Annotated in this window: 16 protein-coding genes; 9 read left to right on the top strand and 7 right to left on the bottom strand. The window is 69.2% G+C overall.

What is annotated here, in order from left to right:
* Positions 1-31: 31 nt before the first annotated feature.
* Both fabF and acpP read right to left on the bottom strand, forming a co-directional pair.
* A complete protein-coding gene (gene fabF, locus ACXMDP_RS00155; RefSeq protein ID WP_094513981.1) occupies positions 32-1279 on the bottom strand; it encodes a beta-ketoacyl-ACP synthase II in 1248 nt (415 codons plus the stop codon).
* Positions 1280-1287: 8 nt separating this feature from the next.
* Positions 1288-1530, bottom strand: a complete 243-nt coding sequence (gene acpP / locus ACXMDP_RS00150) for an acyl carrier protein (protein WP_094513653.1) — start codon at positions 1528-1530, stop codon at positions 1288-1290.
* Positions 1531-1677: 147 nt separating this feature from the next.
* Between acpP and psaC the strand changes: the two genes are divergently transcribed.
* From psaC to ACXMDP_RS00130, 4 genes are all read left to right on the top strand, one after another.
* Complete coding sequence (gene psaC / locus ACXMDP_RS00145; protein WP_094513650.1) at positions 1678-1923, top strand: photosystem I iron-sulfur center protein PsaC; 246 nt, start codon at positions 1678-1680, stop codon at positions 1921-1923.
* 215 nt (positions 1924-2138) lie between these two features.
* On the top strand, positions 2139-4076 hold the full coding sequence (glmS, locus tag ACXMDP_RS00140; protein WP_259730680.1) for a glutamine--fructose-6-phosphate transaminase (isomerizing): 1938 nt from the start codon (positions 2139-2141) through the stop codon (positions 4074-4076).
* A 38-nt stretch (positions 4077-4114) separates the two neighbouring features.
* Positions 4115-5407 (top strand): hemolysin family protein, encoded by a 1293-nt coding sequence (locus tag ACXMDP_RS00135; protein ID WP_259730723.1) that lies wholly within the window; start codon positions 4115-4117, stop codon positions 5405-5407.
* Positions 5408-5461: 54 nt separating this feature from the next.
* On the top strand, positions 5462-6469 hold the full coding sequence (locus ACXMDP_RS00130; RefSeq protein ID WP_094513644.1) for a Gfo/Idh/MocA family protein: 1008 nt from the start codon (positions 5462-5464) through the stop codon (positions 6467-6469).
* Here the strand turns inward: ACXMDP_RS00130 and ACXMDP_RS00125 are convergent.
* Positions 6430-9669 carry a glycoside hydrolase family 15 protein gene (locus ACXMDP_RS00125; RefSeq protein WP_259730724.1) on the bottom strand — a complete coding sequence of 1080 codons (3240 nt, stop codon included), beginning with the start codon at positions 9667-9669 and terminating at the stop codon, positions 6430-6432. The genes ACXMDP_RS00130 and ACXMDP_RS00125 overlap by 40 nt on opposite strands.
* Positions 9670-9842: 173 nt before the next feature.
* Here ACXMDP_RS00125 and ACXMDP_RS00120 point away from each other — a divergent pair, with 173 nt between their 5' ends.
* Positions 9843-10577 carry a WecB/TagA/CpsF family glycosyltransferase gene (locus tag ACXMDP_RS00120; RefSeq protein WP_259730681.1) on the top strand — a complete coding sequence of 245 codons (735 nt, stop codon included), beginning with the start codon at positions 9843-9845 and terminating at the stop codon, positions 10575-10577.
* A 111-nt stretch (positions 10578-10688) separates the two neighbouring features.
* On the opposite strand, the gene ACXMDP_RS00115 is transcribed toward ACXMDP_RS00120, so the two are convergent.
* A complete protein-coding gene (locus tag ACXMDP_RS00115; protein WP_259730682.1) occupies positions 10689-10853 on the bottom strand; it encodes a photosystem II reaction center protein K in 165 nt (54 codons plus the stop codon).
* Between the two features lie 44 nt (positions 10854-10897).
* The gene (gene tgt / locus ACXMDP_RS00110) at positions 10898-12001 is read right to left on the bottom strand and encodes a tRNA guanosine(34) transglycosylase Tgt (protein ID WP_399233835.1); all 1104 of its coding nucleotides are present in this window, start codon (positions 11999-12001) and stop codon (positions 10898-10900) included.
* Positions 12002-12120: 119 nt separating this feature from the next.
* Here tgt and ACXMDP_RS00105 point away from each other — a divergent pair, with 119 nt between their 5' ends.
* Positions 12121-12912, top strand: coding sequence for an adenosylcobinamide-GDP ribazoletransferase (locus ACXMDP_RS00105; protein ID WP_259730684.1), 792 nt, complete (start codon positions 12121-12123; stop codon positions 12910-12912).
* Here the strand turns inward: ACXMDP_RS00105 and ACXMDP_RS00100 are convergent.
* Complete coding sequence (locus ACXMDP_RS00100) at positions 12884-14050, bottom strand: sensor histidine kinase (protein ID WP_259730685.1); 1167 nt, start codon at positions 14048-14050, stop codon at positions 12884-12886. The two genes, ACXMDP_RS00105 and ACXMDP_RS00100, sit on opposite strands and share 29 nt — an antisense overlap.
* A gap of 395 nt (positions 14051-14445) precedes the next feature.
* On the opposite strand from ACXMDP_RS00100, the gene ACXMDP_RS00095 reads away from it, so the two are divergent.
* Positions 14446-14817 (top strand): DUF3155 domain-containing protein, encoded by a 372-nt coding sequence (locus tag ACXMDP_RS00095; protein ID WP_259730686.1) that lies wholly within the window; start codon positions 14446-14448, stop codon positions 14815-14817.
* A gap of 81 nt (positions 14818-14898) precedes the next feature.
* Here the strand turns inward: ACXMDP_RS00095 and ACXMDP_RS00090 are convergent, their stop codons facing one another.
* Positions 14899-15507, bottom strand: a complete 609-nt coding sequence (locus ACXMDP_RS00090) for an alpha/beta hydrolase (protein ID WP_259730687.1) — start codon at positions 15505-15507, stop codon at positions 14899-14901.
* 68 nt (positions 15508-15575) lie between these two features.
* Here ACXMDP_RS00090 and purH point away from each other — a divergent pair, with 68 nt between their 5' ends.
* Both purH and ACXMDP_RS00080 read left to right on the top strand, forming a co-directional pair.
* On the top strand, positions 15576-17141 hold the full coding sequence (gene purH, locus ACXMDP_RS00085) for a bifunctional phosphoribosylaminoimidazolecarboxamide formyltransferase/IMP cyclohydrolase (protein ID WP_259730688.1): 1566 nt from the start codon (positions 15576-15578) through the stop codon (positions 17139-17141).
* A 55-nt stretch (positions 17142-17196) separates the two neighbouring features.
* A complete protein-coding gene (locus tag ACXMDP_RS00080) occupies positions 17197-17655 on the top strand; it encodes a DUF4079 domain-containing protein (RefSeq protein ID WP_094513628.1) in 459 nt (152 codons plus the stop codon).
* Positions 17656-17669: the final 14 nt, after the last annotated feature.

Below are 17669 nucleotides of genomic sequence, written 5' to 3'. Positions count from 1 at the left end.
GGCTTCCTGAAGGACGGCTGAACGGGAACGTTCAGGGCTTCCTGCGGAATGCGAGGCAGACGTTGTGACCACCAAACCCGAAGGAGTTCGAGAGCACGACGTTCAGTTTCTGTTCCCGCGCCTGGTTCGGCACGACATCCAGATCACAAGCCGGATCCGGATTCTGGAAATTGATCGTAGGGGGTATGAGGTTGTGCTCCATCGCCTTGACCACGGCGACGGCTTCGATGCCGCCGCTGCCGCCGAGCAGGTGGCCGGTCATGGATTTGGTGGAGCTGATCGGTGTGCGCAGCGCGTGCGGACCGAGCGCGGCCTTGATGGCGGCCGTTTCGTTGCTGTCGTTGGCCTGGGTGCTGGTGCCGTGCGCATTCACGTAATCCACAGCTTCGGCGTCGAGGCGGGCATCACGCAGGGCCAGCCGCATCGCTTCGGCACCACCCACCCCACCGGGTGTGGGGGAAGTGATGTGGTGGGCATCGCAGGTCATGCCGTAGCCGACGATCTCCGCCAGCACCTCGGCGCCGCGCCGGGTGGCGTGATCCAGGCTTTCCAGCACCAGAATCCCGGCCCCTTCGCCGATCACGAAGCCGTTGCGCTCCGCATCGAAGGGGCGACTGGCGGTGGCGGGGTCGTCGTTGCGGAACGACAGTGCCTTGGCACTGGCGAAACCCGCCACCCCGAGTGGAGTGATCGCCGATTCGGCGCCGCCGCACACCATGGCGTCGGCCAGGCCCATCTGGATCAGGCGGAAGGCGTCGCCGATGGCGTTGGAGCCGGCGGCACAGGCGGTGGCCACGGCGCTGCTCGGACCCTTGGCCCCCAGGGCGATGGCGGCCAGGCCGGCGGCCATGTTGGGAATCATCATCGGCACGCAGAACGGGCTGACCCGGTCCGGCCCGCGGTCGGCCAGCACATGGGCCTGGCTCTCCATCATCAGCAGTCCGCCCACACCAGAGCCGATCGACACACCCACCCGGTCGGCGTTGGTGTCGTCGATCGTGAGACCGGCATCCAGCACGGCTTGCTTGGCGGCCACCACGCCGAACTTGCAGAAGCGATCCCAGCGCTTGGCTTCCTTGCGGTCGATCATGCCGACGGGATCGAAATCCTTCACTTCCGCCGCAAAACGGCAGGCATGGCGCGAGGCGTCGAACAGGGTGATCGCGGCCACGCCATTGCGCCCCGAGGCCAGGCCTTCCCAGTAATCGGTAACGGTGTTGCCGATCGGTGTGACCGCGCCCAGGCCTGTGACCACGACGCGGTGGAGTCCCTCCACCATCAACACCCTCAGGCCTGCTTATCCAGGATGTAAGTCACGGCATCACCCACGGTGGTGATGCCTTCAGCGGCCTCGTCGGGGATCTCGATATCGAAGGCTTCTTCCAGGGCCATCACCAGCTCCACCGTGTCGAGAGAGTCGGCGCCGAGGTCGTTCTGGAAGTTCGATTCGGGCTTGACCTCAGCGGCATCCACGCTGAGTTGCTCGGCAACGATCGAACGCACTTTCTCGAAGATCGCTTCCTGTGACATGGCCGCTTAGAGGGAGGCCGCATCCTACGGGTCGCCCCGGACGGGCCCCCGAGCCATATGAAAAAGAATGACGGCCTCGGGCCGGCCCAGCCTTGGCTTCGGTCGCCTTGGGTACCTTGGCCGCACGCCGTTCGCCTCCGGTCGGGCATGTCCCACTCCGTCAAGATCTACGACACCTGCATCGGTTGCACCCAGTGCGTCCGTGCCTGCCCTCTCGATGTGCTGGAGATGGTGCCCTGGGATGGCTGCAAGGCCGGCCAGATCGCTTCCTCCCCTCGCACCGAAGACTGCATCGGTTGCAAGCGTTGTGAAACCGCCTGCCCCACCGACTTCCTCAGCGTCCGCGTCTACCTGGGCGACGAAACCAGCCGCAGCATGGGTCTGGCCTACTGAAGTCAGGCGCAGCCTTTCGCAGCGCTTCCAGCCCGGCGCACGCCGGGCTTTTGCATGTTGGGCCCTGCCCGCTGTGCGTGCCTGCCGCAAGAACCTTCGGCCTGGGTGCCGGCGTCCCTGCACCTGGCACCTGTCAGCTCGCAGCAGCTGGCACCTGGCACTGTTGCCAGGCAGCGGCGATCCTGTAGAACCACCCCAATTCCGGCCCATCGCCCATGTGCGGCATCGTTGCGGTGATCGGCTCCAGGGAGGCCGCCCCCCTGCTGATGGAAGGCCTCCGTCAGCTCGAATACCGCGGCTACGACTCCGCCGGTCTGGCCACCGTGTCGATGGCTGCCGGGGCCGCCGCCCCCTCGGCTGACCCGGCCGGCACCCACCAGCTTGTCTGCCTGCGGGCCGAGGGCAAGCTGGTGAACCTGGCCCAGCGGCTGGAGCGGCAGGGCGCCCCCGGCAACTGCGGCATCGGCCATACCCGCTGGGCCACCCACGGCAAGCCCGAAGAGCGCAACGCCCACCCCCACCTCGATGGCAGCGGCCAGCTGGCGGTGGTGCAGAACGGCATCATCGAAAATCACCGGCAACTGCGCGAGGAGCTGCAGGCCCAGGGCGTCCACTTCCGCTCCGACACCGACACAGAGGTGATCCCGCACCTGATCGCGCGGGAGCTGGCGGCGCGGCTGGACGCGGGGGCGATCCCGAGCGGCGCCCTGCTGCTCGAAGCGCTGCAGCAGGTGTTGCCCCTGCTGCATGGCGCCTACGCCCTCGCGGTGCTGTGGGCCCAGACGCCCGGCGCCCTGGTGGTGGCCCGCCGTCAGGCGCCCCTGCTGATCGGTCTTGGCGAGGGGGAGTTCCTCTGTGCCAGCGACACACCCGCCCTGGCCGGCTTCACCCGCACGATCCTGCCGCTGGAGGACGGCGAGCTGGCCCTGCTCACGCCCCTCGGCATCGAGCTCTATGACGCCGCCGGTGCCCGGGTGCAGCGCCTGCCGCGCCTGCTCACCGGCACCGAGCACGTGGCGGACAAGCGCAGCTTCCGCCACTTCATGCTCAAGGAGATCCATGAGCAGTCGGAAACGGCGGCCTTATGGGTGGCGCGTCACCTGCCCGAGCCGAACGGCGGCCCGGCCGGACCCTCTCTGGTGGCCCTGCCCCTGGAAGACGGGGTGTTCGAGCAGGTGGAGCGGATTCAGATCCTCGCCTGCGGCACCAGCCGCCATGCCTCGATGGTGGGCGCTTACCTGCTGGAGCAGCTGGCCGGCCTGCCCACCTCGGTGTTTTACGCCAGCGAGTTCCGCTACGCACCGCCGCCGCTGGTGCCCCATACCCTCACGATCGGGGTCACCCAGTCGGGCGAAACCGCTGACACCCTCGCCGCCTTGCTGATGGAGCGTGAGCGGCGCGACCTGATCCCCGATCCCGCCTACGCCCCGAAGTTGCTGGGCATCACCAACCGGGCGGAGAGCTCGCTCGGACGCCTGGTTCCCCACCTGCTCGACATCGGCGCCGGCATCGAGGTGGGAGTAGCCGCCACCAAGACCTTCATGGGCCAGCTGCTGGCCTTCTACGGCCTGGCCCTGTCGTTCGCTGAGCGGCGCTCCAGCCGCAGCCCGGCCCAGCTGCAGGCCCTGGTGAGCGGCCTGCGGGCCCTGCCGGCCCAGCTCCAGCAGCTGGTGGAAACGCACGACCGCCAGTGCGCCGAGCTGGCCCACCTGTTCGCCGATACCCAGGACGTGATTTTCCTGGGCCGGGGCATCAACTACCCGATCGCCCTGGAGGGGGCCCTCAAGCTCAAGGAGATCAGCTACATCCACGCCGAGGGCTACCCGGCCGGCGAGATGAAGCACGGGCCGATCGCCCTGCTCGATGCGCGTGTGCCGGTGGTGTCGATCGCCATGCCAGGTGTGGTGTTCGACAAGGTGCTCTCCAACGCCCAGGAGGCCAAGGCGCGTGACGCCCGTCTGATCGGCGTGGCGCCGGAAGGCCCCGACACCGGACTCTTCGATGTGCTGCTGCCGGTGCCGGCCGTCGACGAGCTGCTCTCGCCCCTGCTTACCGTGATCCCGATGCAGTTGCTCAGCTATCACATCGCGGCCCATCGCGGCCTCGACGTCGATCAGCCCCGCAACCTGGCCAAGAGCGTCACTGTGGAGTGACCCTTCCCTTCGCCCCTGACGCTCCGATCGTGCTGGTCCTGCGCCTGAGTCTCCTGCTGGTGGCCCTGGTGGCCCTGCTGGGCTTCTTCGCAGCCGCCGAATTCGCCCTGATCCGCCTGCGCCCCAGCCGGGTGCAGGTGCTCGCCAGCGGGGGCACGCCGGGCGCCAAGGCGGTGGAGCGGTTACAGAAGCGGCTGCGCCGCACGTTGCTGGCCACCCAGCTGGGCGCCACGCTGGCGGTGGTGGCGTTGGGCTGGTCGGGGCGCGGCCTGGCGGCCAGCCTCGATCCCGAGGGTGAGAGCCCCTGGATCGACCTGCTGGTGTTCGCCGTGATCGTGAGCCTGGCCACCCTGCTGGGCGGCCTGATCCCGAAGGCCTGGGTGCTGCATCGCCCGGAGGCCTCCGCCCTGCGGCTGGCGCCGGTGCTGGAGTCGGTGAGCCGCACCCTGGCGCCACTTCTCTCGGCGTTCGAGCGCGTCACCGTCACGCTGTTGCGCCTGCTGGGGCTGCCCCGCAACTGGGATGCGCTGGTGCCGGCACTGTCAGCAGGGGAGCTGGAAACCCTGATCGAATCGAACAGCGTCACTGGCCTGATGCCGGATGAGCGCAACATCCTCGAAGGGGTGTTCTCCCTGCGGGACACGCAGGTGCGTGAGGTGATGGTGCCCCGCTCCGGCATGGTCACCCTGCCGCTTGATGCCTGCTTCGCCGAACTGATGGATGCGGTCCATCAGACCCATCACGCCCGCTTCCCGGTGATCGGCCAGTCGTTGGACGACGTGCGCGGCATGCTCGACCTGCGCCGCCTCGCCGAACCGATCGCCCGCGGCCAGTTGCAGGGGGACACCCCATTGGCCCCCTTCATCTCACCGGTGGCTCGCGTGCAGGAAACCGCCTCGCTGGCGGAGCTGCTGCCGCTGATCCGCAGCGGCCAGCCGCTGCTGGTGGTGGTTGATGAGCACGGGGGCACCGAGGGGCTGGTCACGGTGGCCGATCTCACCGGCGAGATCGTCGGCGAGGAAGACGATCATCACGAGGGTGGCGACGATCTTCAGCAGCTGCCGGACGACAGCTGGCTGGTGGCCGGCGAGCTGGAAATCTTCGAGCTGAACCGGCAGCTGGGCCTGCGTCTGCCCGAAGCCGATGGCCACCACACCCTGGCCGGCTTCCTGCTGGAGCGGCTGCAGCACATCCCGGCGCCCGGAGAGAGCCTGCGCTGGAAGGGCCACCACTTCGAGATCACCGCCATGGACGGCCCCCGCATTGAGCGGGTTCACATCACCTGTCGGTCTGCCGATGAACGGGGCCCCGCAGCGCAGGGTGATCGTTGATAATGCCGTCTCAGGAACGAGGTCTGGGCCGTTGACGCGTGAGCATGTGACGCGATGACGACGGATCCCATCACGCCGGTGAAGGTAGGGGTCATTGGCATCGGCAACATGGGTTGGCACCACGCCCGGGTGCTGAGCCTCCTGCGCGATGCGGAGCTGGTGGGGGTGGCCGACCCCGACGCCCAGCGCGGCCGCCTGGCGGTCGAGCAGTTCGGCTGCCGCTGGTTCCCCGACTACGGCCCGCTGCTGAGCGAGGTGGAGGCGGTCTGCATCGCCGTTCCCACTCTCCTGCACCACCGGGTCGGCATGGCCTGCCTGCAGGCGGGCCTGCACGTGCTGATCGAGAAGCCGATCGCCGCCACCCAGGAGGAGGCCAGCGCCCTGATTCAAGCCGCCGAAGCCAGCGCCCGCCAGCTGCAGGTGGGCCACATCGAGCGCTTCAACCCCGCCTTCCGCGAACTGCGCAAGGTGGTGGCCAATGAGGAAGTGGTGGTGCTGGAAGCCCGCCGCCATAGCCCCCACGCCGATCGGGCCAACGATGTGTCGGTGGTGCTCGATCTGATGATCCACGACATCGACCTGGTGCTGGAGCTCGCCCAGGCGCCGGTGGTGCGGCTGGCGGCGGCCGGCGGGCGCAGCGGCGAAGGCCCGATCGACTACGTCAACGCCACGCTCGGCTTCGAGAACGGCGTGGTGGCGAGCCTCACGGCCAGCAAGATGGCCCACCGCAAGATCCGCAGCCTCAGCGCCCACTGTCGCGCCAGCCTGGTGGAAACCGATTTCCTCAACCGCAGCCTGCACATCCACCGCCGCGCCCACGAGTGGGTGTCGGCCGATCACGGCGAATTGCTCTACCGCAACGATGGCTTCATCGAGGAGGTGAGCACCACCTCGATCGAGCCGCTCTACGCCGAGCTGGAGCACTTCCTGCAGTGCGTGCGTGGCCGGGAAACCCCGGCGGTGGATGGCCAGCAGGCCTCCCGCGCCCTGCTGCTGGCCAACCTGATCGAGCGGGCGGTGGATCAGCCGGCGCTCTGCATGGCCCTCGACGCGCCCATCTGAGTCGGGGCCGGTGACCGGGGGATCACCGCCAGGTCGCGCAGGGCTAGCATCTGCCAGCGGCGGCAGGTGGCCGGTGAGGAGCGGTAGAAGAGATCCCAGGCCGACGCCTTCTGCTGTGGGTAGCTCTCGATCGGCTTGTGCGGATGGGTCTGGGCCCAGCCGGCCCGCACCGCGTAGCCGATCACCACATCGAGGGCCAGGTAGTCGTCGAAGCGCACCTGGGGGTTGGCCCCCACGAAGGCCACCAGCGACAGCAGTGTTTCCGTGCAGAGCTGCCGGTATTCCGGCGCTTCGATCTTGATCAGCAGGTGCTCCACCAGCGCGGCGAAGTTGCGTTCGCCCCGGGTCTTCTCCGACAGCAGCGGTTCGCTCTCGAGGCGGTTGCGGCGCTCCAGCTTGTCGCCGATCACCAGGCCGCGGCAATGGTGCAGCAGGTCCCAGATGCCGGCGTAAAAATCGCGCGGGACCCGCTGCAGGGCCCCCAGCCGCTGGCGGTGCTGCAGCCAGCTGGTGCCGCCGGGGGGGAGATCTTCCATCGGATCCGGCACTTCCCACTGCACCCGCCCCTGCAGGTGGAGCTGCTCCTTGGCCAGCAGCGCCTCGCGGGCGTGATCCACGTCGGCGAGCACGGCCCGCAACCGCCGCCGGATGGCGTGGGGAGGGAGGCTGCAGAGCGTTTCGAAGGCTTCGTCGGGGGTGAGATCCTGCTCGGCGGCCAGCTCGCCGGTGAGCAGCAGCAGCAGCTGGCCCAGCTGCAGGGTGAGGCTGCCCTGCAGCAGTTTCGGCTCCAGCCGCGCCAGGCCATCGAGGGCAAGCAACAGCTCCTGTTGCAGCATCCATTCACGGCCGTCCTCGCCGCTGAAGCGCTGGATCATCGCCGCGATCGCCACGCTGCCCTGCGGTTCGGTGATCAGCGAGTCGCGGGTGTAGTTGCGGCCCACCACCAGCTGCTTCTGGTGCACCAGCAGATCGGTGAGCGCATCCTCAAGCTGGGGGTGCACCAGTTGCATCAGCCCGCCGCAGCGGCGCACCACGTTCCAGTCGCCCGTCATCAGTCCGCGGCGGTAGACCTCCTCCACCAGACCCCGCAGAGTCACCGGTCCGCTGCTGAACGGGCCCTGCAGGATGGCGTTGGGGCCGAGCCGCCGCACCAGCTGCTCCAGCACCTCGGCCTGTTCGGGCAGGGAGGTGCTGCTCCAGAGCCGGTCCGCGAGGACCGGCAGGGGCGCGTCATCCAGTTCCTGCTCCTGCTGGATCGTGAGCGGTTGCTGGCTGGTGCTCTGCTGAAGGAGTGGGGGGCGGCTGCTGGCCGCCGGCGCGGTGGCGGCCGGAAGCGGCGGCAGCGTTTCCCAGCCGGCCAGCTCGGTGAAGGCTTCGAGGCGGTCGAGCCGCACCGGTACCCCCTCCACCAGCCCTTCCTGCAGCCTTTCACCCAGCCGCAGCAAGGCGCCGGGATCCCTGCCGAAGGGCACCATGGCGAGGGGAATCACCAGCAGCGGCAGCCCCGGCCCGCGCCACTGGCGCATCAGCACCCGCAGCTCGCTCACCACCGTGTCGGCGAGCTGTTCAGGGTCATCGGCCAGGTAGAAGGTGCCCTCCTCCAGCACGGCGGGCAGGAAGGCGATGGGGTCCTCGCCGTCGGCGCCCGGGCAGCGGTAGAGACGCGCCGTGGCCATGGTTTCCATCCGCACGGGCGGGTGGCCGCTGAGACCGAGCCGGGCGTTGGCGCCCACCTGGGCCTTGCGCCGTGCCAGCTGCTGGGAGCTGGCGATGCGCACGGCGCCATCCGGCCGGCTCACCGGCAGGCCTTTCTGCTCCAGGGCGTCGGCGATCTCGGCTGTGGCCGGCGCCAGGGCCACCAGCACCTGCTCCGCCCCCAGCGGCCGTGGCAGCCGCCGCCCGCAGGGGTCGATGTCCTCGGGCTCGATCAGGCCGTGCAGCAGCAGATCCCCCAGCCAGGTGAGGCTCTGGGTCCACAGCAGCGGCACGTTCGCGTTTGGCACCCGGGCCTGGCTGCCGGGCTGGCGCCGCTCTGCGGCAATCGCCTCCTCCGGCACCAGGTAGAGCTCAGGCAGCAGCGGCACGCCCTCCACCAGCACGCTCACGGATTCCAGCCGCCGGCGCCAGCGCCAGGCTTCCTCCCAGCGCTGCTCGCAGCAGGCGGTGACCAGCTCGTAGCCCAGGAACAGCGGCCATTCGCACTCGATGCTCTCGAACTGCGCCAGCTCCTCCCGTTCGTAGTGGAGGCGGTTGTGGTCTTCGATCAGGGTCTGGTGGCCATCGCGGCGAAAGCGCTTGTAGCCGTAGGCGCCGCCGAGCTCGCGGCGGATCTTGGTGCGGGTGCGCTCCACCAGCTCTTGCGTGTCCACCGCCCAGGCCGGGTAGCCGATCACTGCCAGGCAGGCGCTGTCCACCTCCTTGCTGGCCGATTCCCGGGGCAGCAGAGCCTGCAGGGCCCGCCGCAGCCGCACGATCGCGTCGTGGGGAATGTGAAGACGGCACTGGCCGTCGCCATGGGGGCCGTAGAGATCCAGCCCTTCGAGCGCCTCGAGCGCCGCCTTCACCAGGCCGATCGAACTGGCATTCCGCTCCGGTTCGCCGTGGTTGCCTTTGTCACCCCGCTCCCAGATGCCGTAATCGGCCACCCGGTAGGCGCGGGCCACGTAGTACACGAGGTTCTGCAGGAAATCCCGCTCGTGATGGCTGCGCACCACCACCAGCCCCGCCCGGGTGAGCTGCGCCAGCTGCAGCAGGTAGAGCGCCGTGGCATCGAGCTGCAGGTGGCCCCAGCCGTCATCCGGCACCACTGGATCGCCGCTGGAGGTCTCGAACTTGGCGTGAATGGCATCGAGGCGGTCGAGGCTGCGCTTGAAGCGCTCCACCTTGTGGGCCTGGCGCATCATCGCCGTGAGCAGGCCGCGCATCAGCTGCAGCACCCGCTGTTCCAGCTCATACACGCGTGTGCCGGCTCCGTGCAGGCGCCGCTGGGCGATGGCCAGCCCCCAGACGCACTGAATCGAATACACCCCGTCCCGCACCCAGGCGTCGCCGTAGTTGCCGTGCACGGTGTGGGCGGTGCTGGCCGGCAGCAGTCCGCTGATCGGGTGCTGGCGCACCAGCACCACATGGTCGATCTGGGCGTGGAGCCGCTCGAGCAGCGCTTCGGCCTCGGACCGCTCCAGCCGCAGGGGACCCTGCATCACCGGCGCTTCAGGTGCGGGCAGGCCATGGGAGGGATCGCCGCTGCTCCAGGTGTCCGCCGCCCAGCTCTCTGTCATTCCTGCTCCGGCTCCGTGCGACGGGAATCGCGGCGCCACCGGCACCGGTACTCTCCACTCATTCTCTCCCGCGGCCCCACGGCCCTCAGGCAGCGATGGCCACACAATCCACCCCGTTGGCTGGCCGGCGTTCCCTGGTGCTCGGCCTGCCGGTGGATGTCTGCCCGGATGTGTTCGCGGCTGCGCTGGATCTCCATGGCGCCGGCGGCGGCCAGATCGTCACCCTCAATGCCGAGATGACCATGGCCGCCCTGGAGCAGCCGGAGCTGGGCGCGGTGATCCATGCCGCCGAGCTGGTGATTCCCGATGGCGCCGGCGTGGTGTGGGCCCTGCGCCGGCAGGGGCATCGGGTGCGGCGCACGCCCGGCATCGAGCTGGCGGATCGGCTGCTGCAGCAGGCCGCCGCGGCCGGCTGGCGCGTGGCCTTGGTGGGGGCCAGCCCGGAGGTGATGGCCTCACTGAGCGAGCAACTGCGCCGGCGCCTGCCCGCCCTCCAGTTGGTGATGACGATCCACGGCTACCAGGCGCCGGAAGCCTGGCCAGGCCTGGAGCACGCCCTGCAGAGCGCCCAGCTGGATCTGGTGCTGGTGGCGCTGGGGGTGCCCCGCCAGGAAACCTGGATTCAACGCGTCCACCACGGCCGCCGCGGGCTGTGGATGGGGGTGGGCGGCAGCTTTGATGTCTGGGCCGGCGTCAAAAAAAGGGCGCCCGGGTGGATGGGCGCCCTGCAATTGGAATGGTTGTTCCGGCTGATTCAGGAACCGGCCCGCTGGCAGCGGATGCTGGCCTTGCCGGCCTTTGCCTGGGCCGTGATCCGGGAGCGCCGCTGAAGCACCCCGCCATCGCCACACAGCCATTTGCCGCGGCGATCAGCTGCCGCTAACGGCGGAAGACCAAGTCGGAGAGGACGCGATCAGCGGAGCGCGATCCAGACAAGGAGATCAGCGGAAGCCCACCGAGGCCTGCCACACGAAGGCCAGCAGCAGGAAGAAGAGGGGGATGATCGGCAGGATGTCCACCAGAGGACCGAACGCCTGATAGGCCTCGGGAAGCTGGGCCAGGGTGGAGCCCGGTGCGGCGGTGGCAGTCGCGACGGCGAACAGCATGGAGAAAGGCATCGCGGGCCTTGGAAACCTGTGTGGCTCGGACGCTACCACGTGTGCGCCGCAGGAGATCCCTGCTCCCACGGAGCGAAATCCTCTGAAAAACACCCCTCGCGGATCGCTTGTGCCATGGCGCTGGTGAAGCGCAGCAGCTGGGTGAGGTTGTGGAGGCTGAGCAGGATGCGCCCCAACAGTTCCTCGCTGCGGATCAGGTGGTGGAGGTAGGCGCGGCTGTGGTGGGCGCAGGCCGGGCAGGGGCAGCTGGGATCGAGCGTGGTGTGGTCGTGGCGGAAGCGGGCATTGCGCAGGTTCCAGCGCTCGCCTCCCACCAGTGCGGTGCCGTGCCGGCCCAGCCGGGTCGGCAGCACGCAGTCGAACAGATCAATCCCCTGCGCTACCGCGATCGCCATTTCGCGGTAGCTGCCCACTCCCATCAGATAACGCGGCCGGTCGTCCGGCAGCAGCGGCGTCACTTGGCGCACGATGCGATGCATCGCCTCCACCGGTTCGCCCACGCTCACCCCACCGATGGCGATGCCGGGCAGGCCCATCGCCGCCACCGCCCGCGCCGATTCTTCGCGCAGGTGGGCATGGGTGCCCCCCTGCACGATGCCGAACAGGGCCTGATCGGGCCGGCTGTGGTGGGCGATGCAGCGTTCCAGCCAGCGGTGCGTGCGCCCGTTGGCTTCCGCCACATCGGTTTCGCTGGCCGGATAGGGGGGGCACTGGTCGAAGGCCATGGCCACATCCGCACCGAGCGCCATCTGGATCTCCATCGACCGCTCCGGCGTGAGCGTGATGCGGGCGCCGTCACGGGGGGAGCGGAAGACCACGCCGTCGTCGTTGATCGTGTTGATCGCCCCGAGGCTGAACACCTGGAAGCCACCGGAATCGGTGAGCAGCGGGCCGCTCCAGCCCATGAAGCGATGCAGGCCGCCCGCTTCCGCCACCACCTGTTCGCCTGGTTGGAGATGCAGGTGATAGGTGTTGGCCAGCACCATCTGGGCCTTGGTGGCGCGCAGTTGCACGGGGGTGACCCCCTTCACCGTGGCCAGGGTGCCCACCGGCATGAAGCGCGGCGTGTCCACCACCCCGTGAGGGGTGTGGAAGCTGCCGCAGCGGGCATGGCTGTGGCTGCAGCGGTGGGACACCTGAAAGCGAAATGGCGCCGCGGCCTCAGGCCCGGCAGCCTCGGGGGCGGAGCGGTTCACGGCATCAGCGCGCGCACGGTCGACGAACCTAGGTGCTCCCTTCCGATGCGCTGCGGTTCGTGTCTTCCCGTCCGCCATCCCCGTCCGCCCCGCCGGCCTGGTGGCAGGAGCTCGCCGGTGCCTGGATCTTCTACAGCGTGCTGCCGGCCTGGCCGCGGGTGCAGCCTCGCTTTGAGCGCATCGCCCGCTTCGGCCCCTGGATCGGCGCCGTGCTCGGCAGCCTGCAGGGCCTGCTCTGGATCCTCAGCGATGGCGGGCTGCCGCCCGCGGCCCAGGTGGCGCTGGTGCTGGCCTGTGGCCTCAGCCTCAGCGGCGGGATTCACATTGATGGGGTGATGGACACCGCCGACGGCCTCGCGGCAGGCGAGCGGGCGCTGGAGGCGATGGACGACAGCCGGGTGGGAGCCAGTGGAGTGGTCGCGTTCGCGCAGGTGCTGCTGGTGCGCGCCGCCGCCCTGCTCACCCTTGCGGAAGTGGCCCCGGCGCCGTTGGTGGCGCTGGCCCTGATCTGGGCGGCGGTGTGGGGGCGCCTCGCCCCTTTGGTCGCCATCCAATGGTTTCCGTATCTGCGGCAGACCAGCGGCGGCAGCGCTGGCTTTCATCGCCAGCACTGGCGCGGCCTTGGCCGCGAATTGCTGCCCTCCCTGCCTCTGCTCGTGCTGCTGGCCCTGGCGTCCGGCCCGGTGGGCCTGGGCGGCCTGGGCGCGCTTGGCCTGGTGCCCGCACTGGTGATCCCCTGGTTGCTGGGGCGCCGCCTGGGTGGGCACAGCGGCGACACCTACGGCGCCTGTGTGGAGTGGTGTGAAGCCCTGGCGCTGGCCCTCACGGCGTTGATGGTGGCGCTGGCCTGAGCCGGCCCACGGCAGGTGCGCAGCTGGCGGGCAGCTGCAGGCAGAAGGCATTGCCGGTGCCGGGCAGCGCCGGATCCAGCTCCTGCGGCGGGATGTGCAGGGTGAGATCACCACCCAGGCTGCGGGCCAGCGCCCGGGCCAGGGTGAGCCCGAGGCCCGTACCGGCTGTGCCGGCGGCCTGCGCTCCCCGCCTGCCGCGCTCGAAGATCGCCTCCCGCTCGGCGGCGGCGATCGGTGCTCCACCGTCCCAGACGATCAACCGGGGCCGCTCGGCGTCGCCGGGGGCGTGGGCCACCTCCAGGCCGATCGGTGCGCCGGGCGGGCAGTAGCGAAAGGCGTTCTCCAGCAGATTGGCAACGATCTCGGCCACCGCACCGCTGTCACCGAACCACTGGGGCAGGACCTCGCCGCCCAGCCAGCGACGGCCCTGCAGCAAGGCCGTGGCGGCGGCCCGTTTCAGCAGGGGATCGAGGCGCTCCGCCAGCGCCTGTGGCTGGCCCGAACTCAGGGAGGGCGGCAGCAGCAGGGGCTGGGGATCCTGGCTGCCGGGGCCGATCAGGGGCCGCTCGATCAGCCCATCGATCGCCTCCACGTAACGGTTGAGCTGCTGCTCTTCCGCCAGCAGGTTCTCCACCAGGGAGCGGTTGTCGGGGTCGCTCTCCAGGCGCCGCAGCAGCAGCTTGCCGAAGGTGCGCAGGGCGGCGAGCGGGTTGCGCAGCTGGTGCACCAGCAGCCGCAGATCCTCCTGGTTCCGCTTCAGCTGGCGCGTGAGCCGTTGCTCCTCCAGATCGAGGCAAAGCACTTCGGTGACCGCCTGGGCCGTGGCCTGCAGCCGGGGCGTGAGCGTGGGCGACCACGGCAGGGAGGCCGTTTCCACCCGGATGGCACCGAGCAGGAGCTGCTCGCGGCGCAGCGGCAGCCAGCGGCGCTCCGGGCAGGGCAGCTGCAGGCTGCGGTCTTCATCGACGGCAGGCAGGGCGGTGGAACGGCGTGGCCACTGGCCCACCGGCACCAGGCCCGGCTTGCCGCCCTGGCGCGTCATGGCGAGGTAGACGACCAGGGAGTGGAGGTCGGGGCGATCGGAAAACTGATCCAGCTGATGGGTCAGGAAGGCGGTGAAGCGCGCAGAAACCTCCATCAGCACTGAAACGGACGGGTTGCCGAAAGAAATTGCGATCCGATGATCCAGATTTCGGAAAAAGGCTTAAGATTTACGTATCGACCAATACTTCGCTGTCCGGGAGCGGATGGCACTGCGGAGGTATCGGCGGCAGCGGTTGCATTTCCCTTGCAACCGAGGCTACAGCAGAGGCTGAATCGTCCCTCTGCCGTTCGGCGACCCGCTCGGGTCAGCCGCGCCGTTATCCGTGTCGTGTTCGGGCGTGGTCTGCCAACAGGCCACCCCGTGCACCACCGCTCCCGCCCTGCCCTGATTGGCCGTTTGCTGCATCCATCCCGGGTGCGCATTCGCCGTGGCTCGCCTCGGCACGCCACAAAACCCATCCTCCTTTCCTCCCCCTCGGGAGTCGTTCCATGTCGAAGAAGCGCAAGCGGATCAGCCGCCGTCGTCTTGCCGGTCAGCGTGTGTTGGCCCATGTGCCCACCCACAACCTCGAAACCGGTGATCACAAACCGGTCACGGCCGCCCGGCGCTTCATCGCCGAATCCGCGCTGGTGCCGCCGGCCCTGCTCAACGTGCGCCGCAACGAGCACACCACCGACCGCTTCTTCTGGGGTGAAAAAGGCCTGTTCAGCGCGCAGTACGCCGAGGAGAACCACTTCCTGTTCCCCTCCCTTCGCCTGATCGTCGATGAGATCGGCGAAGAAAACCTGTTTGCCGGCATCGAATCCAGCGCCGCCGACGACTGGGAGGAAATGGAAGAGTACGAATACGCCTTCGTCTGACTTTCCCCTGCGGGAAGGCCGCCCTCCAGGGGGCGGGCCTTCCCGCGATAACCGCCGCAAGGCCCCGATCCCAGGATCTGCTCAGGCCGGTGCAGCGCCGAGTTGATCCTGGAGAAACGTGCGCAGCTGCGGAAACAGCGCCGGATCGATGCTGTGCCCGCCGCTGAAACCCAGCAGTTCAGCCTTCCCGCCTGCGCCCTGCAGCAACTGCTGAAGCCGCTCGCTGGCGGCAAAGGGCACCACCGGATCCTCCCGCCCATGGGTGAGCAGCACCCGGGGCAGGGGGCCACGGGGCAGCCAGTCTGGGTGGGGATAGCCACTGCAGCCGATCACGCCCGCCAGTGGCAGGGTGCTGGCCACATCCACCGCCATCGCGGCGCCCTGGGAGAAGCCCAGCAGCACCGTGTTCTCCAGCGGCACCTGCTCGCCCAGCTGCAGCAGGCGCAGCTGCAGCGCTTGCCTTGCCGCCGCCACCAGCTCGGGCCAGAGGGGATTCTGCAGGTCGTACCACTGGCGGCCCATGCCCTGTGGGTGGGGCTCGGGGGCCCGCAGCCCCACCAGGCCGATGGCAGGGCCGGCCAGCTCCTGGCCGAGATCGATCAGATCATCCGCATCGGCGCCCCAGCCGTGCAGCAGTACCAGCCGCCGCTTCGCCTCGGCCGGTCCATGGACACGCTGATCGGTAGGCATCGGAGGGGTGGCGGCGGAAACAAACGGGGAGTTGCTGCGTAGGTTGTGGCAATCGCGTCTCGATCGACATGGCACCCACGGCGCTTCTGAGTGTGTCGGACAAACAGGGCGTGGTGGCGCTGGCCCACACCCTCCACCACACCCACGGCTTCCGACTGCTCTCCAGCGGCGGCACCGCCGCGGTGCTGGCGGCGGCCGGCCTGCCGGTCACCCGGGTGGCGGAGCACACCGGCTCTCCGGAGATCCTTGGCGGCCGGGTCAAGACCCTTCACCCCCGCATCCATGGCGGCATCCTGGCCCGCCGCGATGACGCGGCCCATCAGGCCGACCTCGACGCGCAGGGCATCCCCCCGATCGATGTGGTGGTGGTGAACCTCTATCCGTTCCGCGAAACGGTGGCCGACCCAGCCGTGAGCTGGGAAACGGCCGTGGAAACGATCGACATCGGCGGCCCGGCGATGGTGCGTGCCGCCGCCAAGAACCATGCGGCCGTGACCGTACTCACCAGCCCAGCCCAGTACGAACCGTTCCTCGCCGCCCTGGCGGCCGGCGCGCTCGACGACGCGCTGCGCCAGCGTCTCGCCCTGGAGGCCTTCCGCCACACCGCCGCCTATGACGCGGCCATCAGCGCCTGGCTGGAAAGCCGCCTGGAAGCCGCTGCGCCGCCACGGGCGCTGGCCATTGAGCTGCCCCTCCAGCAGACCCTGCGTTACGGGGAGAACCCCCATCAGCAGGCGTCCTGGTTCTCCGCTCCCGCCGCCGGCTGGGGCGCGGCCCGCCAGCTGCAGGGCAAGGAGCTGAGCATGAACAACCTGCTGGATCTCGAAGCCGCCCTCGCCACCGTGCGGGAGTTCGGCTACACCGATCTGGCCCAGGGCACCGCTGCTGAGGCGCCGGCGGCCGTGGTGGTGAAGCACACCAATCCCTGCGGCGTGGCGGTCGCCACCGATGGGGCGATGGCCCTGCGGCGGGCCCTCGACGCCGATCGCACCTCGGCCTTCGGCGGCATCGTGGCGCTCAACACACCGGTGGATCAGGCGGCCGCCGAGCTGCTCACTGGCCTGTTCCTGGAGTGTGTGGTGGCACCGGGCTACAGCTCCGAGGCCCGCGAGCAGCTGGGCGCCAAGGCCAATCTGCGCCTGTTGGAGCTCGATGCAGCCGCGATCGCCCGGGCCCCTCGCCACCAGTGGCGCAGCGTGCTGGGTGGGCTGCTCCAGCAGGACCTCGACGATCAACCGGTGGACGAAGCCGAGTGGCAAGTGGTGACGAGCAGGGCGCCGACGGCGGCTGAACTGGACGATCTGCGCTTCGCCTGGCGGTTGGTGCGTCATGTGCGTTCCAACGCGATTGTGGTGGCCAGCGATGGGGCCAGCCTGGGCATCGGTGCGGGCCAGATGAATCGGGTGGGATCGGCGCGGCTCGCGCTGGAGGCGGCGGCAGAGGCGGCCCGGGGGGCGGTGCTGGCCAGCGATGGCTTCTTCCCCTTCGACGACACCGTGCGCCTGGCTGCCCGCCACGGCATCACGGCGGTGATCCAGCCGGGCGGCAGCCTGCGCGATGGCGATTCGATCCGGGCCTGCGAGGAGCTCGGTCTGGCGATGGTCACCACCGGACGTCGCCACTTCCTCCACTGAACGGACGGGACGACACCGTGAGTTGTAGCTTCGCAACGTCACCGTTCTCACTGCGATGCCGGACGCCCTGGCTTTCAATCTCAACTTCCTGCATCCCCTGCTGATGTGGGCGCTGCTGGCACTCTTCGGCTACGCCCTCTATCTGGGGGTGAAGGCCAAGAAGACCCGCACCGCTGAACCGGAACAGCGCAAGGAGTTGATCAAGGGCAAGTTCGCCCAACGCCACTTCCAGATCGGCAGCCTGGTGCTGGCCCTGATGGTGCTCGGCAGCTTCGGCGGCATGGCCGTCACCTACATCAACAACGGCAAGCTGTTCGTGGGGCCGCACCTGCTGGCGGGCATCTCCATGGTGAGCCTGATCGCCGTGGCCGCCGCCTTCGCTCCGGCCATGCAGAAGGGCAACATGCTCGCCCGCAAGGCGCATGTGGGCTTGAACATGACCGTGATGTCGCTGTTCCTCTGGCAAGCGGTCAGCGGCATGCAGATCGTCAACAAGATCTGGACGAGCCGCTGAGAGCGCACGGATTC

Source organism: Cyanobium sp. ULC065 (genome assembly GCF_977927515.1).
This window is presented reverse-complemented; position numbering and strand designations above follow the sequence as displayed.